This window comes from Rhizobium sp. BK619, assembly GCF_014195245.1.
Classification (GTDB): domain Bacteria; phylum Pseudomonadota; class Alphaproteobacteria; order Rhizobiales; family Rhizobiaceae; genus Rhizobium; species Rhizobium acidisoli.
This window is the reverse complement of record NZ_JACIBH010000005.1, coordinates 326,539-347,733: the sequence shown is the minus strand read 5'-3', so window position 1 is coordinate 347,733 and position 21,195 is coordinate 326,539. Positions and strand designations below refer to the sequence as shown.

Genomic DNA, 21,195 nt, shown 5'->3' with positions numbered 1-21,195 from the left:
CATCAATTGAGGGAAAGGGTGCGCAGGATCGCGGCCGTTTCCTTATCCGCCGGGAAGAAGGATTCCACGGCCAGTTCCGACAGAGTGATGTCGACGGGCGTGCCGAAGACCGTGGTCGTCGAGATCAGGGATAGCAGGCCGGCCTTGGTCGAAAGCTTCAGCGGAACGGCGATGCCGGCGTGGTCGGTATGCGCGTCGTTCGCCGCTTCTGGCACCGGATAGGACAGCAGTTCTTTCAGCAGCCTCTCCAATACCGGATCGCCCGAGGCCGATACTTGCCGGCGCAGCCGGTCGATAAGGTGGGCGCGCCATTCCGGGAAGTTTGCGATGCGGGGCGCCAGTCCTTGCGGGTGCAGGCTGAGGCGCAGCACATTGACCGGCGGTTCGAGCAGGGACGGATCGGCAATGCCCGAGATGAGCGGCGCCAGCGCCGCATTGGCGGCAACCAGCGTCCAGTGGCGGTCGATCGCGAGCGCCGGGAAAGGCTGATGAGCTTTCAACACCATGTCGATGGCGCGGCGCGCCGGTTCCAAGGCGGGATCGTCGAGTGCGCGCTCGGTAAAGACGGGGGCGAAACCCGCTGCGAGCAACAGCGGGTTCCGGTCGCGGAGCGGCACGCCGAGGCGTTCGGCAAGATGCAGCAGCATGTCGCGGCTGGGCGTCGCGCGCCCGCTCTCAATGAAGCTCAAGTGCCGCTGCGAGATTTCGGCTTCCAGCGCCAGGTCCAGCTGGCTCATCCGCCGGCGCTGGCGCCAGTCGCGCAGATGATCTCCAAGAGAGCGGGCGTTCGGCGTCATCAGGCGGCTTCCGGCAATTGATCGATGAAGCCGCGGACGAATTTCAGTTTGCCGTCTTCGAGTTCGGCAAAATCCGTGCCCTTGATCAGTGCTTCGCCATTGTCAGGCCCGAGACCCCAGGAGAAACGCAGATTGTCGCCATAGCCGTCAGCCGTGCCGATCAGTTCGAAACGGAAACCGGGGAAGCGGTTCTGCACGGCCTCCACCAGCGAATTGATCTGCTCGTGGCCTTCACCGCGCATCAGCGGGTCGATGTAGGTTGCGGCTTCCGCCCAGCTCTCGGCGATGAGAGCGCGGCGGCGAGCCGCATCAGTCTCGTTCCAGACGGCGAGGTAGCGCTCGGCATTGCTGTTTGCATCGTTCATCGGTCATCTCCTTTTGATCGCCCGTCCATTCCAGGCAGCGCGATCATGGGGCAAGGCGATGCGGCCTATCAATTACGTCAGAGGTAATGGAGGCGGTCAAATATTTAGGCTAAACGCCGAGCCAGACCCGCAGTGGATTTGCCGGATCGGCGAGCAGTTTGATCGCAAGGGCGACGCAGACGATGACGAGCAGCGGCTTGATGAGCTTTGCGCCGATGCGCATGGCAAGCCGGGAGCCGAGCTGCGCGCCGAGGAATTGGCAGACGCCCATCAACAGGCCGATCTTCCATAATATTGCGCCGAAACTTGCGAAGACGATCAGCGCGCCGAAATTCGAGCCGAGATTGAGAAGCTTGGTGTGCGCCGTTGCCTTCAGTACGCCGAAGCCGGCGAGGGTGACGAAGGCGAGCATGAAGAAGGAACCGGTGCCGGGGCCGAAGACACCGTCATAGAGGCCGATAGCCGGGACGAGTGTCAGACCGAAGGCGAAGGGCGTGATCCGGCGATGGGTATCGACGTCATTGAGGTTCGGCTTGACGGCAAAGAAGATCGCGATCGACAGCAACAACACCGGCATGATCGCCTGCAGCACTTGTCCGGGCACGATCGTGGCAAGAGCGGCGCCGAGCGCCCCGCCCATGACCGCCATCAGCGCCATCGGCAATTGCTCGCGAAGCTGCACGTGGCCCTTGCGGGCATAAGCGAGCGTTGCCGAGGCGGCGCCGAAGATCGACTGCACCTTGTTGGTGCCGAGCGTCTGCAGCGGCGGAATGCCGGCAATCAGCATGGCGGGAACGCTGATGAGACCGCCGCCGCCGGCGATCGAATCGACGAAACCGGCAAAGAAGGCAGCCGCGCAGAGCAGCAGAAGCAGATGAGGAGCAATGTCAGGCAAGACGATATTCCGGAAGAGCTTTCGGGTGGCTTTGTTGCATTTCCCATCCCAAGCTGCAATGGCTGCCAGAGCATGATGCCGGCAAGCAGGAGCGGTTTTCCGACGGCATCATCTTCTGAGACACAGCAGAGCGCATTCGACGGCTTCCATGAGTGATATTTTCTTCGATACGGCACGACGCCACGTGCTCGGGCTCGGTTGCGAGCGCGGGACGCCCTCTGCGGAGGTTCTGGCGCTGGCGATCACGGCCCTCGATGCGGCCGGTATCGGCGGAGCGGAGCTTGCTGCCATCGCTTCCATCGACAGCCGCAGGCAGGAGGCGGCAATCCTTGCCGTTGTCGAGCATTTTTCCGTGCCGGCATTGTTTTTCGATGCGCCGCGGCTGGAAGCGGAAACGCCGCGGCTCAAAAATCCCTCCGAGATCGTCTTTGCCCGCGTCGGCTGTCACGGCGTGGCGGAATCGGCGGCACTTGCGGCCATTGGCCCGGATGCGGAGCTCTTGCTCAGCAAAATCAAATCCGCGCATGCGACGGCGGCGATTGCCCGCATCGGGTTGCAGAAAGACTGACGGGCGTTATGGTGGCGGCAATTCGCGGCGCCGTCCGGCAGCTCGCGGTTTACATATAAAAGGATACTCCATGCACAAGGTCATTTATGACACGGACCCGGGCGTCGACGATGCCATGGCGCTTCTTTTCCTGCACCGCCATCCCGAAATCGATCTGATTGGTATCACCACCGTTTTCGGCAATGCCTCGGTTGAGACGACAACCCGCAATGCGCTTTTCCTCAAGCGGGAATGGGGTATCGCAGCGCCGGTTGCCAAGGGCGCCAGCGTCACCATCGATCCCTCGCGCGCCGAGCGGGAATGGCCGGCGATGGTGCATGGCGACAACGGTCTCGGCGATATCGAAGTGCCGGAGATGATCGACCTGCCGCTCGATCCGCGCCCGGCGCATCGCTTCATCATCGATACGGTCCGTGCCAACCCAGGGGAAGTGCGCCTCGTCGCTGTCGGGCGGATGACCAATCTGGCGCGGGCGCTGAAGGAAGACCCGGAGATTGCGGGCCTGGTCAAGGACGTCGTCATCATGGGCGGTAATTTCTATGTGCCGGGCAATGTCTCGCCGGTCGCAGAGGCCAATATCCACGGCGATCCAGAGGCGGCCGACATTGTCATGACCGCACCCTGGAAGGTCGCCGTCATCGGCCTCGACGTCACCTCGATCACCACGATGAGTCGCAGCTATCTCGGCGAGATGGCGGCGAAGGGCGACGGGGCGGTAAAGCTGCTCGACGCACTGTCGCAGTCCTACATCGATTTCTACAAGCATGCGGTCGAAGACGGCATGATGGTGCATGACAGCTGCGCCGCGGTCTATGTCGTGGCGCCGGAACTGTTCTCGACGATATCGGGTGCGGTGCGCGTCGTCTGCGGCGGCATTGCCGACGGCCAGACGGTCGTCAAGCCGGACGGTCGCCGTTTCCCGCCGGGCGACTGGGATGGCCTGCCGAGGCAGATCGTCTGCACCGGCATCGAGTCGGAGAAAGTCATCGACCTTATCCGCGAGGCGCTGCTTCGCGCTTGATCGACTGGGAGGCCGGCTGCACCGCGGCCGGCCTTTGCGACTATATGATAATATATTCATATTGTTATTCGGGTTTTCGGAGAATTCGAATCCGCCTCGTCGCAAAGTGAGTCACGGTCATCTCAGCAACTTCAAGTGAGGCGGGGCGCACGGCGTTGACCTTGCTCCTTGCTGGGCCTAGATCAACAAAATGTTGAATAGCCAACTCTCTCATCTTCCGGCGCTGGAGCCGGGCAGCGTCTGGCTCGTCGGGGCCGGCCCCGGTGATCCCGGGTTGTTGACGCTGCTGGCTGCCAAGGGACTTTCCGAGGCTGATGTCATCGTGCACGACGCGCTCGTCAACGAGGAATGCCTGGCGCTGGCGCGGCAGGAAGCGGTGGTGGAATTTGCGGGAAAACGCGGCGGCAAGCCTTCGGCGAAACAGCGCGACATCTCGCTGCGGCTGGTGGAGCTGGCGCGGGCCGGCAAGCGGGTGCTGCGGCTGAAAGGCGGCGACCCCTTCGTCTTCGGCCGTGGCGGCGAGGAAGCGCTGACGCTGGTCGAGCACAACATCCCCTTCCGCATCGTGCCCGGCATTACCGCCGGCATCGGTGGGCTTGCCTATGCCGGCATTCCGGTGACACATCGCGACATCAACCATGCCGTCACCTTCCTCACCGGCCATGATTCCTCCGGTATCGTGCCCGACAGGATCAACTGGGAGGCGATCGGCCGGGGTTCCCCTGTCATCGTCATGTATATGGCGATGAAACATATTGCCGAGATCAGCACCCGGTTGATCGCCGCCGGCCGGCTGCCCTCCGAACCCGTCGCCTTCGTCTGCAATGCCGCCACCGGCCGGCAGCAGGTGCTGGAAACGACGCTTGGCGACGCGCCCGAGACGGTCGCCGCCTCCGGGCTCGAGCCGCCGGCGGTCGTCGTCGTCGGCGAGGTAGTGCGGCTCAGAGCCTCGCTCGACTGGCTCGGCGCACTGGCGGGCCGGCGCCTGCAACCCGATCCATTTCGCCGGTCCGGCAAGGTGCTGATATGAGCGGCCTCCTGATCGCAGCCCCTTCCTCCGGCGCCGGCAAGACGACGGTGACGCTCGGGCTGCTGAGGGCGCTGCGTCGGCGCGGCGTTGCGGTGGCACCCGGCAAGGCCGGGCCGGATTACATCGATCCCGCTTTCCATGCGGCGGCAAGCGGCACGCCCTGCCTGAATTTCGATCCCTGGGCGATGCGCCCGGAACTGATCTCGGCCAATTCAGCCCTTCACCGCTTCGGCGACCGCATTTTGGTCATCGAGGCGATGATGGGGCTCTTCGACGGAGCGGCCGACGGAAAGGGAACCGCGGCCGATCTTGCCGCCCAGCTCGGCCTTTCCGTGGTGCTGGTCGTCGACGCCTCGCGCATGTCGCAGTCGGTGGCGCCGCTGGTATCAGGTTTTGCCGGCTTCCGCGCCGATGTCCGCGTTGCCGGCGTCATCCTCAACAAGGTCGGCAGCGAGCGGCATGAGGCGATGCTGCGCCAGGCGCTCGAAGCGATCCGCATGCCTGTTATTGCCGTGATCGGCAGCGACAAGGCACTTGCCCTGCCGGAGCGCCATCTCGGCCTCGTCCAGGCCGGTGAACATGCGACGCTTGAAAATTTCATCGACCATGCTGCGGACGCCGTTTCCGAGGAATGCAATTTCGAATTCCTGCTGCGCATTGCAAGGCAGGGGCTCAACCGGCCGTCTGCCGCCAATATCGACCGGCTGATGCCGATCGGCGCCCGCATCGCCGTGGCGCGCGATGTCGCCTTTGCCTTTTCCTACGAGCATATGCTGCTCGGCTGGCGGCGGCGCGGGGCTGATATTTCCTTCTTCTCGCCGCTTGCCGACGAGGTGCCGGCCGCCAACGCCGATGCGATCTATCTGCCGGGCGGTTATCCCGAGCTGCATGCCGGGCGGCTGTCCCAAGCGCAGAATTTTCGCGCCGGCATGCTCGATGCGGCGGCGCGCGGCATCAGGATCTATGGCGAGTGCGGCGGCTACATGGTGCTCGGCGACGGGCTGATCGATGCAGAGGGCAAGCGCCACGAAATGCTCGGGCTGCTGCCTGTTGTCACCAGCTATGCCGAGCGCCGGCGCCATCTCGGCTATCGCCGTGTCACGCCGCTCGACGGCGCCTTCTTCGCGCGGACGATGACGGCGCATGAATTCCACTATTCCACCGTTGTCTCCGAGGGCGAGGGAAAGCGGCTGTTTGCAGCGCAGGACGCACTCGGAACCGATCTCGGTGCTGTCGGGCTGAGACGCGGCCAGGTGGCGGGCTCCTACATGCATCTGATCGATCTTGCGAGAGCGGCCGCATGAGCGCGCCGATCGCCCATGGCGGCGGCATCACCGCTGCAGCCGCTGCGTTCGGCGGCAGGCCGGAAGATTGGCTCGACCTTTCCACCGGCATCAACCCCTGTCCCGTCGCCCTGCCTGACATTCCGGCAAGGGCCTGGCACCGTCTGCCGGACAGGCATCTCGTCGACGAGGCAAGATTTGCGGCCCGCGATCATTATGGCAGCGGAGCGATCCTGCCGCTGCCGGTGCCCGGGACGCAATCGGTGATCCAGCTTCTGCCGCGCCTGCTTCGACAGGGAGGTCAGGTCGCCGCGACGGACGAGAAGGTCGCCGTGACGGACAATAGGATTGCCGTGGTGTCGCCGACGTATGGCGAATATGCGCGCGCCTTCACTTCGGTCGGTTTTGCCGTCGACGCGGTCGACGATATTGATGCGATCGGCGGTGAACACAGGCTGGCCGTCGTCGTCAATCCGAACAATCCGGACGGCAGGGTCTGGCCGGCCGAAACGCTGATTGCCCTGCACGACAGGATGAAGGCGGCAGGCGGGCTTCTCGTCGTCGACGAGGCCTTCGGTGATACCGAGCCGGCGCTGAGCCTCGCAGCCCACGCGCAAAATCTCTCCAACCTGATCATCTTCCGGTCCTTCGGCAAGTTCTTTGGGCTTGCCGGCCTGCGGCTCGGTTTTGCGATCGCGCGCGAGGATATTCTGGCGGGTTTCGAGGCCTGGCTTGGCCCTTGGGCGGTCTCAGGCCCGGCGCTGTCGCTGGCCGCCTCGCTGCTGCGCTCCGACGTCTCCGCGATCCGCCACTCCGTCGATACACGCAGCGCCGCGCTGCAGGCGACGCTGACCTCGGCTGGGTTGCGGATCAGGGGAGGAACGGCTTTGTTCACCCTTGCCGCCGATAGCAGGGCGAGCGACATTTACACGCATCTTTGCCGGCATCATATTCTCGTCCGCAAGTTCGATTATGCGCCGGATTGGCTGCGGTTCGGCTTGACGCCCGATCCGGCGGCGGACAGGTGGCTTGGCGAAGCCCTTCAGGGATTTGAGCGATGACGATCGACGAAAACCTTCTTGTGCTGCTTCTGGCGTTGCTGCTCGACCGGATCGCCGGCGATCCGCAATGGCTGTGGTCACGCGTGCCGCATCCCGTCGTCATCTTCGGCGCGGCGATCTCCTATGCCGACCAGCAGCTCAATCCTTCAAGCCTTACCGGCTCCCAGCGCCGTATGAACGGCGTCGCCGCGATCCTGGCGCTGCTGCTGCTGTCGATTGCCGCTGGCTTCGTGTTCGACCGGTTCTTCGCGCTCTTCGGCCTTGTCGGCCTCGTGCTGGAAGCCGGTCTGGTGGCGATCTTCCTGGCGCAGAAGAGCCTTGCCGATCATGTTGCGGCGGTTGCCACCGCCTTGCGCGGCGAAGGGCTTGCCGGCGGCCGGAACGCCGTCTCCCGCATCGTCGGCCGCGATCCCGAAACGCTCGACGAGCCGGCCGTCTGCCGCGCGGCGATCGAAAGCCTTGCGGAAAATTTCTCCGACGGCGTCGTGGCGCCGGCTCTCTGCTATGCCGTCTTCGGCCTGCCGGGTCTGCTTGCCTACAAGATGCTGAACACGGCCGATTCGATGATCGGCCACAGATCGGAAAAATACATCGATTTCGGTTGGGCTGCGGCCCGGCTCGACGATATCGTCAACTGGCCGGCCGCGCGGCTTTCCATCCTGCTGATCGCCGCCGGGGCCTGGATCCGGCGCGGCATAAGCCCCTGCCGCGAGGCGATCCGCGTGGCGATGCGGGACGGCGGTCTGCACCGATCGCCGAATTCCGGCAGGCCCGAGGCGGCCATGGCCGGCGCTCTCAACGTCCAGCTCGCCGGCCCGCGCATCTATGGCGGTGTGATCGTGACGGAGCCGATGATCAACAATGCCGGCCGCGACATTGCCACCGCCGGCGACATTGAGGACGGCGTGTCGGTGTTCTATGCCAGCTGCATGGTGCTCACTGGTCTGACGTTTGGGTTGTTTTTGTGCTTTCTGTAAGGGGTATCACGCAAAGCATTCGCGGTGAGCAGGCCACCAACGCATGAGGCTTCATATGTCTTTTTCAGAAGAACAGCTATGGGACGAGATTAATGAGAGCTGGACGCGTATGTCGTTCAAACAGCGATATCTGTGGGAAGCGATCAAACGCCCGCCTGAGCAATGGCAATTGCGGGGTTACGGCTCCTGCTGGACCGTCGCGCTGATTGGCTCGACTGTCATATATTATAACCAGTTCGAACATGGATTTAATGCTTCGAACTGGTTTGAGCACGGCGTGATCGCCCAATACCAATCTTTGAATTGGGGATTGGAAGATGTCCTGCAGCGGCAGCTTGATATCATAAATTCAGGTTACGATGTTGGCCCGTGGGCAAGTCCGCCAATTGCCGGAGAATATCCGAACACGTCACGTTGATCGATACGAACAGCAGCGCGGAGCGCGGCTCCAATGCCCGGTGGACAGCTGCGCCGCAAAGGTTTATGCGATGCGCCTCATATCTCATCAGACCGGAAGCAGAGCGATGACAGTTCAGGTTGAATTACCGTGCCCGAAGTGCAAGAGCACGAAGATGAAGTTCGAGCGGCCCGAAATCCGGGAGACCGATATCATTACCTGTGCCGCCTGCGGTCACAATCTCGGCACGATGGCCTCTATCCGCGAGAAGATGAACAAGGCCTATCAGCGCGTCAGCCGGCCTGCGGCCGGGCGCAAGCTCCAGTAGGTGAGTCGTTCACGGCTTGAACGTGTTAAAATTGTGATTACCATTCGGATTAAAGCAATATAGAAAGTATTGCCTTAGTCTCTCTGTCGTGAGGGCGCAATTAAACTGCGCGGGTGCGAAGAGGGGCTATCATGAAGACGATTTTGGCGGCTGCGGCCGCAAGTTTATTGCTGCAGTTTTTTCCCGTTGCCGCTGAGGCGGCGACGCTGGTTGCCAATGTCAGCATCGGCAAGCAGATGATGACCGTCACCGAGAACGGCTTCGTCAAGTATCGCTGGAAGGTTTCGACTGCACGCGACGGCTACGTCACGCCGACCGGTTCGTGGAGCGCCAAGTGGCTGTCGCGCGATCACCGTTCCCGGAAATACGACAATGCGCCGATGCCCTACGCTGTGTTCTTCAACGGCGGTTACGCCGTTCACGCCACTTTCGACCTGAAGCGCCTGGGCCGGCCGGCCTCGCATGGCTGCGTTCGACTGCACCCCGACAATGCCGCCCAGTTCTTCTCGCTGGCGCGCCAAGCCGGCCTTGCCAATACCCGCGTGGTGATTACCCGCTGATCTTCTTTTCCAGCTCATCCATGTCGGGGACGACGATATGCCGGATGTTCTCGATGCGGATGACGCCCTGTTTGCGCAGGCGGGTTAACTGGCGGCTGACGGTTTCGATCGTCAGCCCGAGAAAATCGGCGATCTCGGCGCGCGATAGCGGCAGATCGAAGGCGGTGCTGGTGGCCGTTTGCGGTTCGGCATGCGTGGCGATGAGGTGGAGCAGGCTTGCGACCTTCTCCTCGGCGGTGCGCCGGCCGAGCGTCAGCATCCATTCGCGCGCGGCATCGAGCTCCTTCAGTGCCTGATCGTGCAGGCTGCGCTGCAATTCCGGCGTCTCCGATATCATTCGGTCGAGCAGGCTGCGAGGGAAGACGCAGATTTCGGCATCGGTCGCAGCCTCGGCCGACAGCGTGCTCTCGCGCATGAAAGGCCTGCCGACGAAATCGGGGGCAAATTGCAGGCCGACGATCTGCTGGCGCCCGTCCGGCATCACCTTGCAGAGCTTCACCACCCCGCGCATGATGTTCGAATAGAAAGAGCTTTCCGACCCTTGAGCGACGATCTCAGAGCCCGCATCGACCTTGCGGCGCAGCGAATGGCGGCCGAGTTCTCGCAGCTGGCTGCTCGACAAGGCGCCACAGACGACGCCGTGCCGCGCCTGGCAGGAACGGCAAGCGACAGGCGTGCCGGCTTTGAGAACCTCACTGCGTGCGACGTCCATATCCCGATCCCTTCGAAATCCTGATATACCCCGGCATACCTGACATCTGCGAGAGAGCCCGGCTATCCCGATTTCTTCCCGCGCTTGATGATTATCAATTTCGCCGGGCTTACGAATTGATCCAGATCAAGTGTCCGTGTTTGCGGCTCGGTCGGGGAGGATGCTCGCGCCGAGGCGAGGTCGTGCGCGGCTTTGATTCGCATGGCCTGTCGGCGCTGCCGGCGCAGCGGGCTGCCGGCAGCGGCATCGCCATCCGCCTCGGGTGAGGGCCAAGGCCTGCATTCCATTGCTGTTTAGGCAACACCCGGCCGGCAAATTGCCGCAACGCCGGGACGAAAGCATTGGCTTTTGAAATGGATTTGCCTATGAGGAGGTTTAAATCGTCATTTCATGAGGTACAGCGCGTGACCGCTACATTCGATAAAGTTGCCGACATTATTGCAGAAACCAGCGAGATCGACCGCGCGACGATCACGCCGGAGAGCCATACGATCGACGACCTCGGTATCGACAGCCTCGATTTCCTCGACATCGTGTTTGCGATCGACAAGGAATTCGGCATCAAGATTCCGCTCGAAAAGTGGACGCAGGAAGTCAACGAGGGCAAGGTTTCCACCGAAGAATATTTCGTGCTGAAGAACCTCTGCGCCAAGATCGACGAGCTCAAAGCAGCCAAGGCCTGAGGACATAACCGTCTTTTTTTGAGCGCCCTGCCGCCTGACTATGGCGGCTGGGCGGTTTCGTTCCTAACTAGGCGTCACCGGCGGGCGGATCTGGCCTGTCGGGCCGGAGGATCCGAATGCTGCTGGAATATTTCCAGATGATTGACCGCGTCGAAGCGGTGGACCTGAAGAAGGGCACGCTGAACGCGCGATCCGTCGTGCCGGCCAAGAGCCCCGTCTTCGAGGGTCATTTTCCCGGCATGCCGCTCGTTCCCGGTGTGCTGTTGATCGAGACCATGGCGCAGGCCTCCGGCATGCTGGTGCTTGCCGCCACCAACTTCGCCGCCATGCCCTTCCTGATGTCGGTCGACGGCGCCAAGATGCGCACGTTCGTCGAGCCGGAAGCCGTGCTCGACATCGAGGCGGTGCTTGAGCACGACGGTTCGGGTTTCGCGGTGACCAAGGCTAAAATCACCAGCGCCGGCAAGAAGGTCTGTGATGCGCAGCTGAAGCTTCGCACCATGCCGTTTTCCGAAGTGCCGCTCGGCGATATCGTGAAAAAACGTGCCGGCGAGATTGGACTTCTCGAAGCGATCGCGGCGCAGGGAGTGGTTGGATGAGCAAGGCTGCAAACGACGTCGTCATCTCGGGCATCGGCATCGTCACCTGTCAGGGCGTCGGCAAGGATGCGCATATCGCACTGCTTTCGGCGACAAGCGCGCCGAAGGCGATCGTCGAGACCGAGAAGTTCAAGCCTTATCCGGTGCATCCGCTGCCGGAGATCGATTGGTCGCAGCAGATCGCCAAGCGCGGCGACCAGCGCCAGATGGAGAACTGGCAGCGCATCGGCGTCTTCGCCGCGGGCTTGGCACTCGACGATGCCGGCTTCAAGGACAATCTCGAGGCCTGCGGTACGATGGACATGATCGTAGCGGCGGGCGGCGGCGAACGCGACATCAATGTCGATACGCTGATCGTCGACGAGGCGCTGAAGCGCAACGACCGCGAGTTGCTGCTGAACGAGAAGCTGACGACGGAACTGAGGCCGACGCTGTTCCTCGCTCAGCTTTCCAACCTGCTCGCCGGCAACATCTCGATCGTGCATAAGGTCACCGGCTCGTCGCGCACCTTCATGGGCGAGGAAGCGGCAGGGATTTCAGCCGTCGAGACCGCCTTCTATCGCATCAAATCAGGCGAATCCTCGCATGCGCTGGTCGGCGGCGCCTTCGCGGCGGAGCGGCCGGACATGATCCTGCTCACCGAAGCGATCGGCGCCCATGCGCGCGGCGACTGGGTGCCGCTCTGGTCGCGCAAATCAAGCGATGGCGGCGGCATGATCACCGGTTCGGCCGGCGCCTTCCTGGTGTTGGAATCGCGCCAGCATGCGGAAGCGCGTGGCGCGCATATCTATGCCGTCATCGATGCGGTCGAGGGCGACCGCGGCAACCGCAATGCCGGCAATCTCGAGGTCCGGCTGGAGCGGCTTTTGGCACCCGCCGCCGGGCTTGCTGCCGAAAGTACGGCGATCTTTTCCGGCTCGACCGGTATGCACGATCTTGCCGCCCGCGAGCGGGCGGTGCTCGAACACCAACTGCCCGGTGCCGCAATCCGCGGCTTTGGCGGCGTCACCGGCCACACGATCGAGACGCAGTTCACACTGGGTCTGGCGCTTGCGGCGCTTGCCGTCGACGGCAAGGCCAAGGTTCCGCCCTTCGATGCCGCCCATGAGGCGCCGATGCGGGCAGGCGCCGCGGCCGCCGTCGTCACCGCGGTCGGACACCAGCGCGGTGAGGGCGTTGCCGTCCTTTCCGCAAATGCGTGAGGAGTGAAAGATATGACAGCTTCCGCTTACAGGGATCACCTCGGCCGTCCGATCGTGGCCGTGACCGGCATGGGTATCATCACCTCGCTCGGTCAGGGCCTCAGCGACAACTGGGCAGCGCTTTCGTCAGGCACCTCGGGCATTCACGAGATCAACCGTTTCCCGACCGAAGGATTGTCGACGCGGATTGCCGGCACCGTCGATTTCATCGGTATCCCGGCTCCGAATGCCGTCGAGCGCTCCTACGCCTTCGCGCGCGAAACGACGATCGAGGCGTTGGCCGATGCCGGCCTTTCCGGCGATTTCAACGGCCCGCTGTTCCTTGCCGCCCCGCCGATCGAACCGGAATGGAGCGCGCGTTTCGAACTTGCCGACCGTTCGCCGGCCTCCGAGCATCCTGGTGATGCTTATGAACGTTTCCTGACGGCGCTGCGCCAGCGTCCGGATCCGGCCTTCCATGAGGCGGCCCTGTTCGGCGCGATTTCCGAGCGCCTTGCCGACCGGTTCGGCACGCGCGGCCTTCCCGTCACGCTGTCGACGGCCTGCGCCTCCGGCGTCACGGCGATCCAGCTCGGCATCGAGGCGATCCGCCAGGGCCGCACCGATCGCGCCCTGACGGTTGCGACCGACGGTTCTCTCAGCGCCGAAGCGCTGATCCGCTTCTCCCTGCTGTCGGCCCTTTCGACGCAGAACGATCCGCCGACCAAGGCATCCAAGCCGTTCAGCAAGGATCGCGACGGCTTCGTCATCGCCGAAGGTGCGGCGACGTTGGTGCTGGAATCGCTTGAGGCGGCGGTTGCCCGCGGCGCCAAGGTGCTCGGCATCATGAAGGGCGCCGGCGACAAGGCCGACAGCTTCCACCGCACCCGCTCCTCGCCGGACGGCGGCCCGGCAATCGCGACGATCCGCGCCGCCCTTGCTGATGCCGGCATCGACGAGAGCGGCATCGGCTATATCAATGCTCATGGCACTTCGACGCCCGAGAATGACAAGATGGAATATGGGGCGATGTCGGCCGTCTTCGGCGAACGGATCGCTAGCATCCCGGTTTCCTCGAACAAGTCGATGATCGGCCATACGCTGACGGCGGCGGGCGCCGTCGAGGCGGTGTTCTCGCTGCAGACGATGCTGACCGGGACGCTGCCGCCGACGATCAACTATACCAATCCCGATCCGTCGATCGTTCTCGATGTCGTGCCGAACAAGAAACGGGAAGCGCAGGTTTCTGCCGTGCTTTCCAACTCCTTCGGCTTCGGCGGGCAGAATGCCAGCCTTGTCATGGCGCTCGAACCGGCTTAGAGACCCTCCTTGATTTTGCAAAGAAGTGGTTTCTGACGTCATCCTCGGGCTTGTCCCGAGGATCTACTTGCGTAACTCCATGACCGCTGGCAGATGCTCGGGACAAGCCCGAGCATGACGACAATACACGTAGAAGAAAGAACTATACATCATGCGCGCTTTGCAACTGATCGATGACCGCAAGCTTGAGATCACCGACCTGCCGGAACCGGATGCGCCTGCCGCCGGCGAGGTGACGTTGCGCGTCAAGGCGGTGGCGCTCAACCATATCGACGTCTGGGGCTGGCGCGGCATGGCATTCGCCAAGCGCAAGATGCCGCTGGTCATCGGCGCAGAGGCTTCCGGCGTCGTCGAAGCGATCGGGCCGGGTGTCGCCAACGTGCTGCCGGGCCAGCTCGTTTCCATCTACGGTGCGCGCACCTGCGGCCTGTGCCGCCCCTGCCGCGAAGGCCGCGACAATCTCTGCGAACATGTCTCCGGCGTGCACGGCTTCCATCTCGACGGTTTCGCGCAGGAGAAGGTCAACCTTCCGGCGCGGCTGCTGGTGCCGGCTCCTCCCGGCGTCGATGCCATCGGCGCGGCACTCGCTCCCGTCACCTTCGGCACGGTTGAGCACATGCTGTTCGACAATGCCAAGCTCGAACCCGGCGAGACGATCCTCGTCCATGCCGGCGGCTCAGGCATTGGCACGGCAGCGATCCAGCTTGCCAAGAAGATCGGCTGCACCGTCATCACCACCGTCGGCTCGGACGACAAGATCGAAAAGGCCAAAGCGCTCGGCGCCGATCACGTTATCAATTACCGCACCGACCGGTTCGAGGGCGTGGTGCGCAAGCTCACCAAGAAGAAGGGCGTCGACGTCGTCTTCGAACATGTCGGCAAGGATACCTGGGCGGGCTCGATGCTCTGCATGAAGCGTGGCGGGCGGCTCGTCACCTGCGGTTCGACCTCGGGTGTTTCCACGGAAATGAACCTGATGATGCTGTTCCAGCAGCAGCTGAAGCTTTTCGGCTCCTTCGGCTGCCGCATGGAGAACATGGCGGATGCGATGCAGAAGATGGGCCGCGGGCTCGTCCATCCTGTCATCGATACCGAGGTCAGCTTCGGCGATATCGACCGAGCGCTGGAGCGGATGGAGTCGCGCCAGATCTTCGGCAAGATCATTCTGAAAATGGATTGAGCCCCAAGTGAAGCTCCTCATCACCCGGATCGTTCTGGCGCTCAGGCACTTCCAGCAATGGCTGGTAGCGCAGGTGATGTTCGGCTTTCTGAACCTGCTGAAGCTGTTTCCGGCTGATGGCGCGATTCGCTTCGCCGACAGGATGACGCGCCGCCTCGGCCGGCGGACGCGCCGCCACAAGCTGATGCTCGTCAATCTGCGCAATGCCTTCCCTGAGAAGAGCGAGGCCGAGATCGAAGAGATCGCGCTCGCAAGCTGGGGCAATATGGGCCGGCTTGCGGCCGAATACGTCTTCCTCGACCAGTTGTTCGACTATGATCCCGCAAATGACGAGCCGGGCAGGGTGGAGGTGTCGGGCATCCCGATCTTTCTCGATCTGCGCGACAATCCGCGCCCCTTCATCGTCTTTACCGGCCATACCGCGAATTTCGAGCTGCTGCCGGTGGCGGGTGCCGCCTTCGGGCTTCATGTGACCGTGCTGTTTCGGCCGCCGAACAATCCCTATGTCGCCAAGAAGGTCTTCGATTTCAGGAGCGCGCGGATGGGCAAGCTGGTGCCGTCGCATGCCGGCTCCTCCTTCGCGCTCGCCCGTCAGCTGGAAGCCGGCCAAGGCGTGGGCGTGCTCGTCGACCAGAAATTTGGCAAGGGGCTGAAGGGCACCTTCTTCGGGCGCGACGTCAAGACCAATCCGCTGCTGCCGAAGCTGGTGCGCCAGTTCGATTGCGAGGTCTATCCTGCGCGTTGCATCCGGCTGCCAGGCAACCGCTATCGGCTGGAAATCGAGCCGCGGCTGGAAATGCCCCGCGACGCCAAAGGCAATCTCGACCTGCCGGCGGCCGCCCAGCTGCTCAACGACAAGGTGGAAAGCTGGGTGCGGGAATACCCGGAACAGTGGCTCTGGTACCACGACCGCTGGCAGATCAAGCAGACGCTCAGCTCCTGAAACGCCTCGCGATCTATCGGATTCGCTCTCCCGCTTTAGTTCTTTGTTTTGGTGCATGTCGTTATCTGCAAAACCGCGACACGCTTTTGCGCGACATGCTTTCAGAATATCCACCCCCAATTATCAGCGGTGAAAAGCGGCAATGGTGTCGGATTGAAACTGAGTGCATTTTCATGTTACCCGTCACTACCAAGACGCGAATAATGTCTACCGAAGGGCGCATTTTTCGAAATATGCCGCCATAATAGGTCTCGGACCGTCTCTTGGACCAATGGGAGTTGGGCGTCTTGCTGGAGCTTTTTCGAGCTTTTTCCTTGCGTTGCACGCAGATAGAGGAAGCCATACGCCTGGGTGACGATCAGCGCGTCACGGCGCTCGACGGCCATGTCGAACCGCTGGTCGAGGCAATCCTCGCCCATCAGGCGGTCAATCTGCTCGAAGTCTACATGCAGCTGCAGTTTGTGACTCATCTCATCGGCCAGGACGCCGACGACAGCGCCAGCGTCACCGAGCACACGACGGTGCTATCCTTCCTGCTTGACCGTTATTTCGGCACGCATGGTCCGGACTGGCGCGTGCCGTCGCCTCAGGACGTGCGCATCGAGCCGCCGCCGGCCTATGTGCCTGATACCGACAACGGCCAATTCCTCAATTCGGCGATCCTCGAAAGCCTTCCGGACCGGGTGGCGGTGCTGACCAGGGACTATCGCTTCCTCTATTCCAATCCAGCCAACTGCGCCCATCTCAACAAGAAGCCGATGGAACTCATCGGCCGCCATCTTTCCGAATTCATCGGAGAGGAGCTGTTTGCCGCGTGCGCCAAATACAAGCTCGACGACTGCTTTGCCGGGGAGCAGATCGACTACGCCTATGAGTGTCCGAACGCCAGCGGCAGCTCGGAGCAGGTGCGCTGTCGTATGTCGCCGTTGCGCGATGTCGGCGGTACGGTGATTGGCGCGCTGCTCGTCATGGAGGACATCGAGCCGCAGCAGCCAACTGGCTGATCACTAGAACAGGATGATTTTAGGCCCGGTTGGCCTAAAATCTGAATCCTGTTCTAAATTAAAGAGTTAGAGCATGATGTCGCCCGAAAACCGCGCACACTTTTCGGCATCATGCTCTAGCTGGCCGCGACCAGCCAGCCGCCTTCAGGCAGTCGCCCAGACGGCGAGTTCATATCCGTCGCGGTCGAGGAAATGGAAGCGGCGGCCTCCGGGAAAATCGGTGATCGGCCGGACGATGGTGCCGCCGGCCCTCTCGACCGACGTCAGCACCTCTTCGAGATCCCTGGCGTAGACGACGACCAGCGGGCCGCCCGGCCGCACGGGACCGAAATCGGTGAAGCCGCCCTTGAGCCGGCCATCGTCGAATTCGCAGTAGTTCGGGCCGTAATCGGTGAAACGCCAGCCGAAGGCCGAGCCGTAGAAGGCTTTGGCGGCGGCGATGTCGGCGACATTGAATTCGACATAATCGATGCGGCGATCGTGGTTTTCTGACTTCTCGGACATCTATCTCTCCATCAGGGCTTTCAGCATGGCGAGATCCTTCTCGACATGGGCGGCATCGGCTGAAAACTGCGCATCGGTCATGCCGGGCAGCCGCAGCAGCGTGAACATGACCTCGCAACCATCGCCGTTCGGCACGATGCGCAGCGCATTATAGACCCGGAGGCCGGATTCGATTGTCACCGTATGGTCGATCACGCCGAATTCATTGGTCGGCACGAAGCTCACCTTTACGGTGCCAAGCGCGCCATGGGCAATCCAGTCGGCGCCGTTCGGCTCGAGGCCGCTCGCAAGGCCGGATGCCCAGAGTGGCATGTTCTCCGGCTTGCCGGCGAAATCATAGACGTCGCGCCAGTCGCGCTCGATCGATTGGTGGATGATTTTCGCGGGCATCGTCGACATGGCTTGCAGGTCCTCGATATTGGGTCTTGCTGTCATAACAGGCCGATCCGCGGCGTCTTGAACAAAACGGTCAGCTTGGTTTTTTCGGCATGCTGAGTTGGCCAAGAATGGCGGTAGGAGTCAGCCCCGAGAGCTCGCCGACCTCGCGCGTCATGTGAGCCTGGTCGGCAAAGCCCGCTTCGAGCGCAAGATGGGCAAGCGGCATCGTGCCCGACCTGCGGCAGAGGTCGAGGAAACGCTGGAACCGACGGATCCGTTCCAGCGTCTTGGCGCCATAGCCGAAATGGTGGTGGCAACGGCGACGCAGCTGCCTTTCGCTCATGCTGAGCCGGTCGAGCAGCCCGGACGCCGGGCGGCCGCGATCGGCGGCGGCGAAGATTACGGCGGCATCCTCAGCGGGTTCGTCCGCATCGCGCGCGGCCTCTTCGAGCAGGCGGCCGAATAGCGCCATGGCATCCGCTGGATCGGGGCAATCGCCAAGCCGTGCCTCGAATTCGGCCGTGTGCTTCCAGCCGATGTCGGCAAGCGGCACGGAGCGGCCGAGCAGCGCCGAGAGTGGCGTCTTCAGCCAGGGTGCAGCGGCGCCCGGCGCAAAACGTGCGCCGATGACCGTTGTTCCCGGCCGGAGAGTGGGAAAGGCCGCCGTCCTGTCGGGCCCGACGACTGCCAGCCGGCCGTCGATCCAGAGGAGGTCGCAATAGCCGTCCGGCACGATCGCCACCTGTGCCGGCGGTCCGTCATTGAGCGCATGCGACCAGAACCGGCTGAAATGGTGTCGCAGCCTCAGCGGCGGCGCATATTCCCGGTAGCGGCCGGCACGGGCAGCGAGCAACGCGGTATCTTTTCGTCTTTCCGGTGCCAAGGCGATCTCTCCCGAAACGCCGATAATACCATCAGATAGGGCATCAAGGGCAGGTCGTGCGAAAACTTGGTTGACAATCAGCCGGCACAAGCGGTTGTCGGACAAGTCGGGATATTGCAAGCGTCATTTCATTGCTTTTGCGAACCGATTAGACCCTTGCGAGACTTGCCGTTTGACCGAGACAGTGCCACAACACCGGTCCAAATGACACATCGGAGGTTTGTCGTGGAAAAGGCAGAAATCGGACTGATCGGTCTTGCGGTCATGGGCTCCAATCTGGCGCTCAACATCGCGGAAAAAGGCAATAAAATTGCGGTCTTTAACCGTACGCCTGAGAAAACCGACGAATTCTACGAAAGCGCCGGCGATCTGAAAAAGCAGATTATTCCCTGCAAGACGATCGAAGAGTTCGTCGATGCGATCCGGCCGCCGCGCCCGATCATCATCATGATCAAGGCGGGTGATGCCGTCGATCAGCAGATGGAGGCGTTGCGCCCGCATCTGTCCAAGGGCGACATCATGATCGATGCCGGCAACGCCAATTTCCGCGACACCGTCGCGCGCTTCGACCGCCTCAAGGATACCGATCTCACCTTCATCGGCATGGGTGTTTCCGGCGGCGAAGAAGGTGCGCGCCATGGCCCGTCGATCATGGTTGGCGGCACGGAAGACTCCTGGAAGCGCGTCGAGAAGGTGCTGACCTCGATTGCCGCCCGCTACAATGACGAGCCCTGCGTCGCCTGGCTCGGCAATGACGGCGCCGGCCATTTCGTCAAGACCATCCATAACGGCATCGAATATGCCGATATGCAGATGATCGCCGAAATCTACGGCATCCTGCGCGATGGCCTCGGCAAGAGCGCCTCCGACATCTCCGGCGTCTTCGGTGAGTGGAACAAGGGCCGGTTGAACTCCTATCTGATCGAGATTTCCGAAAAGGTGCTTGCCGCGACCGATCCGGTCTCCGGCGGCCCGATGGTCGACATGATCCTCGACAAGGCCGGCCAGAAGGGCACCGGCAAGTGGTCGGCGATCGAGGCACAGAACATGGGCATTCCGGCAACGGCGATCGAAGCCGCGGTTGCCGCCCGCAGCCTCTCCTCGATGAAATCGCAGCGCGAAGCTGCCGAAAAGATCTTCGGCACGCAGGCCGTATCCTTCCCGATCGCTTACGGTCCCGAACTCAACAAGGATCTCGAACTGGCGCTGTTTGCCGCCAAGATCGGCGCCTATGCGCAGGGCTTTGCGGTGATGGCGGAAGCCTCGCGCGAGTTCAACTGGTCGCTGCCGATGCCGACCATTGCCAGGATCTGGCGCGCCGGCTGCATCATCCGCTCGCAGTTCCTCGACGAGATCACCTCGGCCTTCACCAAGGCGCCCGACGCCGCAAACCTGATCGTCACGCCGGCCTTCTCCAACATGGTCAAGGAATCGATCCCGGCACTGCGCCGCGTCGTCGCCGCGGCGATTTCCGCCGGCCTGCCGGTGCCGGCGCTGACTTCGGCGCTCACCTATTTCGACGCCTACCGCCAGGGCAGGGGAACGGCAAACCTCATCCAGGCGCAGCGCGACTTCTTCGGCGCTCACGGCTTCGACCGCCTGGATGGCAAAGATTTCCACCATGGCCCATGGGGCAGCGGTGCTTCGACCTTCTGAGGCTTGCCGAGCAGACATCAAGGAAGAGCCCGGCCGCCGTGCCGGGCTTTTTCGTGGCTTGGGCCGCCCGGACGACGAGACATCCGAAAGGCGACCGATGTGAAAAGCATCCGGATAGCCGCTGCGCAGACGCCGGAATTTCGGGATAATGTCGCGGCGGCCTTGGATTATGCCGTTGGAGTCGCAGCCCTAGCAGAGACCGATGGCGTGGCCTTGCTGCTCTTTCCCGAAGGGTTTCTTCAGGGCTACCTGACCGATGAACCATCGGCACGTCGCGTTGCCCTCGATCTCGCATCGGCCGCGTTCGGAGCCGTCCTGCATCGGTTACCGAAGTCGGGACCGGTGCTGGTCATGGGGCTGATCGAAATCGATGGCGGGCGACTGTTCAACACCGCCGTTGTCGTCGAGCACGGCGTTCTTATCGGCCGATACCGCAAACCCCACCTGTTACGCGGCGAACAGGCCTTCGAGGCGGGAAGGGAGAGCCCGCTCTTTGCGATCGGTGATCTGCGCTTTGGGGTAAACATCTGCTACGACACCAACTTTCCCGAAGCGGCGGCAAAGCTCGCAGCGCTGGGCGCATCGCTGATCTTATGTTGCTCCAACAATATGATGCCACGTGATAAGGCGGAAGTATTCAAGGAGCAGCACAATGTCGTCCGCGGCGAAAGATGCCGCGAAACCGGCCTCTGGATGATATCGTCCGACGTGACAGGCGAGCGCGATGGGCGCGTCGCCTGAGGCCCTACGGCGGTTCTGAACTCGGAAGGGCAGGTCGTGGCGCAATTGCCTCTGGAAAAACCCGGCTTACTCATTTTCGATTATCCTGCTTAGCATCGGCAAGCGATCATGCATGAGGGGTTGACCGAG

24 protein-coding genes and 1 pseudogene are annotated in these 21,195 nt (G+C 62.5%); 18 read left to right on the top strand and 7 right to left on the bottom strand.

What is annotated here, in order from left to right:
- Window positions 1–2: 2 nt before the first annotated feature.
- The 3 genes from FHX14_RS12010 to FHX14_RS12000 form a co-directional block, all read right to left on the bottom strand.
- A complete protein-coding gene (locus tag FHX14_RS12010) occupies window positions 3–797 on the bottom strand; it encodes a helix-turn-helix transcriptional regulator (protein WP_184377227.1) in 795 nt (264 codons plus the stop codon).
- Entirely contained in the window at window positions 797–1,162 is a 366-nt protein-coding gene (locus tag FHX14_RS12005) for a nuclear transport factor 2 family protein (protein WP_184377226.1), read from the bottom strand. Before FHX14_RS12005 ends, FHX14_RS12010 begins: the two co-directional genes overlap by 1 nt.
- 109 nt (window positions 1,163–1,271) lie before the next feature.
- Window positions 1,272–2,057 carry a TSUP family transporter gene (locus FHX14_RS12000; protein ID WP_184377225.1) on the bottom strand — a complete coding sequence of 262 codons (786 nt, stop codon included), beginning with the start codon at window positions 2,055–2,057 and terminating at the stop codon, window positions 1,272–1,274.
- A gap of 148 nt (window positions 2,058–2,205) precedes the next feature.
- Between FHX14_RS12000 and FHX14_RS11995 the strand changes: the two genes are divergently transcribed.
- The 9 genes from FHX14_RS11995 (at window position 2,206) to FHX14_RS11955 (ending at window position 9,282) form a co-directional block, all read left to right on the top strand.
- Window positions 2,206–2,625, top strand: coding sequence for a cobalamin biosynthesis protein (locus FHX14_RS11995; protein ID WP_184377224.1), 420 nt, complete (start codon window positions 2,206–2,208; stop codon window positions 2,623–2,625).
- A gap of 70 nt (window positions 2,626–2,695) precedes the next feature.
- The gene (locus tag FHX14_RS11990; protein ID WP_184377223.1) at window positions 2,696–3,646 is read left to right on the top strand and encodes a nucleoside hydrolase; all 951 of its coding nucleotides are present in this window, start codon (window positions 2,696–2,698) and stop codon (window positions 3,644–3,646) included.
- A gap of 190 nt (window positions 3,647–3,836) precedes the next feature.
- Window positions 3,837–4,676 (top strand): uroporphyrinogen-III C-methyltransferase, encoded by an 840-nt coding sequence (cobA, locus tag FHX14_RS11985; protein WP_003594012.1) that lies wholly within the window; start codon window positions 3,837–3,839, stop codon window positions 4,674–4,676.
- Complete coding sequence (locus FHX14_RS11980; protein WP_184377222.1) at window positions 4,673–5,980, top strand: cobyrinate a,c-diamide synthase; 1,308 nt, start codon at window positions 4,673–4,675, stop codon at window positions 5,978–5,980. The genes cobA and FHX14_RS11980 overlap by 4 nt, the downstream gene beginning before the upstream one ends.
- Complete coding sequence (cobD, locus tag FHX14_RS11975; protein WP_184377221.1) at window positions 5,977–7,020, top strand: threonine-phosphate decarboxylase CobD; 1,044 nt, start codon at window positions 5,977–5,979, stop codon at window positions 7,018–7,020. Before FHX14_RS11980 ends, cobD begins: the two co-directional genes overlap by 4 nt.
- Window positions 7,017–7,997, top strand: coding sequence for an adenosylcobinamide-phosphate synthase CbiB (cbiB, locus tag FHX14_RS11970; RefSeq protein WP_184377220.1), 981 nt, complete (start codon window positions 7,017–7,019; stop codon window positions 7,995–7,997). The genes cobD and cbiB overlap by 4 nt, the downstream gene beginning before the upstream one ends.
- 55 nt (window positions 7,998–8,052) lie before the next feature.
- Window positions 8,053–8,415 (top strand): hypothetical protein, encoded by a 363-nt coding sequence (locus FHX14_RS11965; protein WP_054184766.1) that lies wholly within the window; start codon window positions 8,053–8,055, stop codon window positions 8,413–8,415.
- A 106-nt stretch (window positions 8,416–8,521) separates the two neighbouring features.
- The gene (locus tag FHX14_RS11960; RefSeq protein WP_003594021.1) at window positions 8,522–8,722 is read left to right on the top strand and encodes a hypothetical protein; all 201 of its coding nucleotides are present in this window, start codon (window positions 8,522–8,524) and stop codon (window positions 8,720–8,722) included.
- A gap of 131 nt (window positions 8,723–8,853) precedes the next feature.
- Window positions 8,854–9,282, top strand: coding sequence for a L,D-transpeptidase (locus tag FHX14_RS11955; RefSeq protein ID WP_003594023.1), 429 nt, complete (start codon window positions 8,854–8,856; stop codon window positions 9,280–9,282).
- Here FHX14_RS11955 and FHX14_RS11950 read toward each other — a convergent pair.
- Complete coding sequence (locus tag FHX14_RS11950; protein WP_054184768.1) at window positions 9,272–9,994, bottom strand: Crp/Fnr family transcriptional regulator; 723 nt, start codon at window positions 9,992–9,994, stop codon at window positions 9,272–9,274. The two genes, FHX14_RS11955 and FHX14_RS11950, sit on opposite strands and share 11 nt — an antisense overlap.
- Before the next feature lie 404 nt (window positions 9,995–10,398).
- Here FHX14_RS11950 and FHX14_RS11945 point away from each other — a divergent pair, with 404 nt between their 5' ends.
- From FHX14_RS11945 to FHX14_RS11915, 7 genes are all read left to right on the top strand, one after another.
- The gene (locus tag FHX14_RS11945; protein WP_003540486.1) at window positions 10,399–10,677 is read left to right on the top strand and encodes an acyl carrier protein; all 279 of its coding nucleotides are present in this window, start codon (window positions 10,399–10,401) and stop codon (window positions 10,675–10,677) included.
- A gap of 116 nt (window positions 10,678–10,793) precedes the next feature.
- Window positions 10,794–11,276 (top strand): 3-hydroxyacyl-ACP dehydratase FabZ family protein, encoded by a 483-nt coding sequence (locus FHX14_RS11940; protein WP_003594025.1) that lies wholly within the window; start codon window positions 10,794–10,796, stop codon window positions 11,274–11,276.
- Window positions 11,273–12,478, top strand: coding sequence for a beta-ketoacyl-ACP synthase (locus FHX14_RS11935; RefSeq protein ID WP_179610369.1), 1,206 nt, complete (start codon window positions 11,273–11,275; stop codon window positions 12,476–12,478). The genes FHX14_RS11940 and FHX14_RS11935 overlap by 4 nt, the downstream gene beginning before the upstream one ends.
- A gap of 12 nt (window positions 12,479–12,490) precedes the next feature.
- On the top strand, window positions 12,491–13,777 hold the full coding sequence (locus FHX14_RS11930) for a beta-ketoacyl-ACP synthase (protein WP_184377219.1): 1,287 nt from the start codon (window positions 12,491–12,493) through the stop codon (window positions 13,775–13,777).
- A 151-nt stretch (window positions 13,778–13,928) separates the two neighbouring features.
- Window positions 13,929–14,957 carry a zinc-binding dehydrogenase gene (locus FHX14_RS11925; RefSeq protein ID WP_179610370.1) on the top strand — a complete coding sequence of 343 codons (1,029 nt, stop codon included), beginning with the start codon at window positions 13,929–13,931 and terminating at the stop codon, window positions 14,955–14,957.
- A 7-nt stretch (window positions 14,958–14,964) separates the two neighbouring features.
- Window positions 14,965–15,900 (top strand): lipid A biosynthesis lauroyl acyltransferase, encoded by a 936-nt coding sequence (locus FHX14_RS11920; protein ID WP_179610371.1) that lies wholly within the window; start codon window positions 14,965–14,967, stop codon window positions 15,898–15,900.
- 287 nt (window positions 15,901–16,187) lie between these two features.
- Window positions 16,188–16,904, top strand: coding sequence for a PAS domain-containing protein (locus tag FHX14_RS11915; RefSeq protein ID WP_003594032.1), 717 nt, complete (start codon window positions 16,188–16,190; stop codon window positions 16,902–16,904).
- Between the two features lie 144 nt (window positions 16,905–17,048).
- On the opposite strand, the gene FHX14_RS11910 is transcribed toward FHX14_RS11915, so the two are convergent.
- The 3 genes from FHX14_RS11910 to FHX14_RS11900 all read right to left on the bottom strand — a co-directional run bounded on the left by FHX14_RS11910 (window position 17,049) and on the right by FHX14_RS11900 (window position 18,669).
- Window positions 17,049–17,408 (bottom strand): VOC family protein, encoded by a 360-nt coding sequence (locus FHX14_RS11910; RefSeq protein WP_003594033.1) that lies wholly within the window; start codon window positions 17,406–17,408, stop codon window positions 17,049–17,051.
- On the bottom strand, window positions 17,409–17,807 hold the full coding sequence (locus FHX14_RS11905; protein ID WP_012557950.1) for a polyketide cyclase: 399 nt from the start codon (window positions 17,805–17,807) through the stop codon (window positions 17,409–17,411).
- Between the two features lie 70 nt (window positions 17,808–17,877).
- The gene (locus FHX14_RS11900) at window positions 17,878–18,669 is read right to left on the bottom strand and encodes a helix-turn-helix domain-containing protein (RefSeq protein ID WP_184377218.1); all 792 of its coding nucleotides are present in this window, start codon (window positions 18,667–18,669) and stop codon (window positions 17,878–17,880) included.
- Window positions 18,670–18,873: 204 nt separating this feature from the next.
- Between FHX14_RS11900 and gndA the strand changes: the two genes are divergently transcribed.
- Window positions 18,874–20,325, top strand: coding sequence for an NADP-dependent phosphogluconate dehydrogenase (gene gndA / locus FHX14_RS11895; RefSeq protein WP_184377217.1), 1,452 nt, complete (start codon window positions 18,874–18,876; stop codon window positions 20,323–20,325).
- 99 nt (window positions 20,326–20,424) lie between these two features.
- A pseudogene (locus FHX14_RS11890) lies at window positions 20,425–21,159 on the top strand (carbon-nitrogen hydrolase family protein).
- Window positions 21,160–21,195: the final 36 nt, after the last annotated feature.

Bases quoted from the DNA above. Each gene is read 5' to 3' on its own strand.
- FHX14_RS12010 (WP_184377227.1), bottom strand. From the start codon at position 797: ATGACGCCGAACGCCCGCTCTCTTGGAGATCATCTGCGCGACTGGCGC.
- FHX14_RS12005 (WP_184377226.1), bottom strand. From the start codon at position 1,162: ATGAACGATGCAAACAGCAATGCCGAGCGCTACCTCGCCGTCTGGAAC.
- FHX14_RS11995 (WP_184377224.1), top strand. From the start codon at position 2,206: ATGAGTGATATTTTCTTCGATACGGCACGACGCCACGTGCTCGGGCTC.
- FHX14_RS11990 (WP_184377223.1), top strand. From the start codon at position 2,696: ATGCACAAGGTCATTTATGACACGGACCCGGGCGTCGACGATGCCATG.
- cobA (WP_003594012.1), top strand. From the start codon at position 3,837: ATGTTGAATAGCCAACTCTCTCATCTTCCGGCGCTGGAGCCGGGCAGC.
- FHX14_RS11980 (WP_184377222.1), top strand. From the start codon at position 4,673: ATGAGCGGCCTCCTGATCGCAGCCCCTTCCTCCGGCGCCGGCAAGACG.
- cobD (WP_184377221.1), top strand. From the start codon at position 5,977: ATGAGCGCGCCGATCGCCCATGGCGGCGGCATCACCGCTGCAGCCGCT.
- cbiB (WP_184377220.1), top strand. From the start codon at position 7,017: ATGACGATCGACGAAAACCTTCTTGTGCTGCTTCTGGCGTTGCTGCTC.
- FHX14_RS11965 (WP_054184766.1), top strand. From the start codon at position 8,053: ATGTCTTTTTCAGAAGAACAGCTATGGGACGAGATTAATGAGAGCTGG.
- FHX14_RS11960 (WP_003594021.1), top strand. From the start codon at position 8,522: ATGACAGTTCAGGTTGAATTACCGTGCCCGAAGTGCAAGAGCACGAAG.
- FHX14_RS11955 (WP_003594023.1), top strand. From the start codon at position 8,854: ATGAAGACGATTTTGGCGGCTGCGGCCGCAAGTTTATTGCTGCAGTTT.
- FHX14_RS11950 (WP_054184768.1), bottom strand. From the start codon at position 9,994: ATGGACGTCGCACGCAGTGAGGTTCTCAAAGCCGGCACGCCTGTCGCT.
- FHX14_RS11940 (WP_003594025.1), top strand. From the start codon at position 10,794: ATGCTGCTGGAATATTTCCAGATGATTGACCGCGTCGAAGCGGTGGAC.
- FHX14_RS11935 (WP_179610369.1), top strand. From the start codon at position 11,273: ATGAGCAAGGCTGCAAACGACGTCGTCATCTCGGGCATCGGCATCGTC.
- FHX14_RS11930 (WP_184377219.1), top strand. From the start codon at position 12,491: ATGACAGCTTCCGCTTACAGGGATCACCTCGGCCGTCCGATCGTGGCC.
- FHX14_RS11925 (WP_179610370.1), top strand. From the start codon at position 13,929: ATGCGCGCTTTGCAACTGATCGATGACCGCAAGCTTGAGATCACCGAC.
- FHX14_RS11910 (WP_003594033.1), bottom strand. From the start codon at position 17,408: ATGTCCGAGAAGTCAGAAAACCACGATCGCCGCATCGATTATGTCGAA.
- FHX14_RS11905 (WP_012557950.1), bottom strand. From the start codon at position 17,807: ATGTCGACGATGCCCGCGAAAATCATCCACCAATCGATCGAGCGCGAC.
- gndA (WP_184377217.1), top strand. From the start codon at position 18,874: ATGACACATCGGAGGTTTGTCGTGGAAAAGGCAGAAATCGGACTGATC.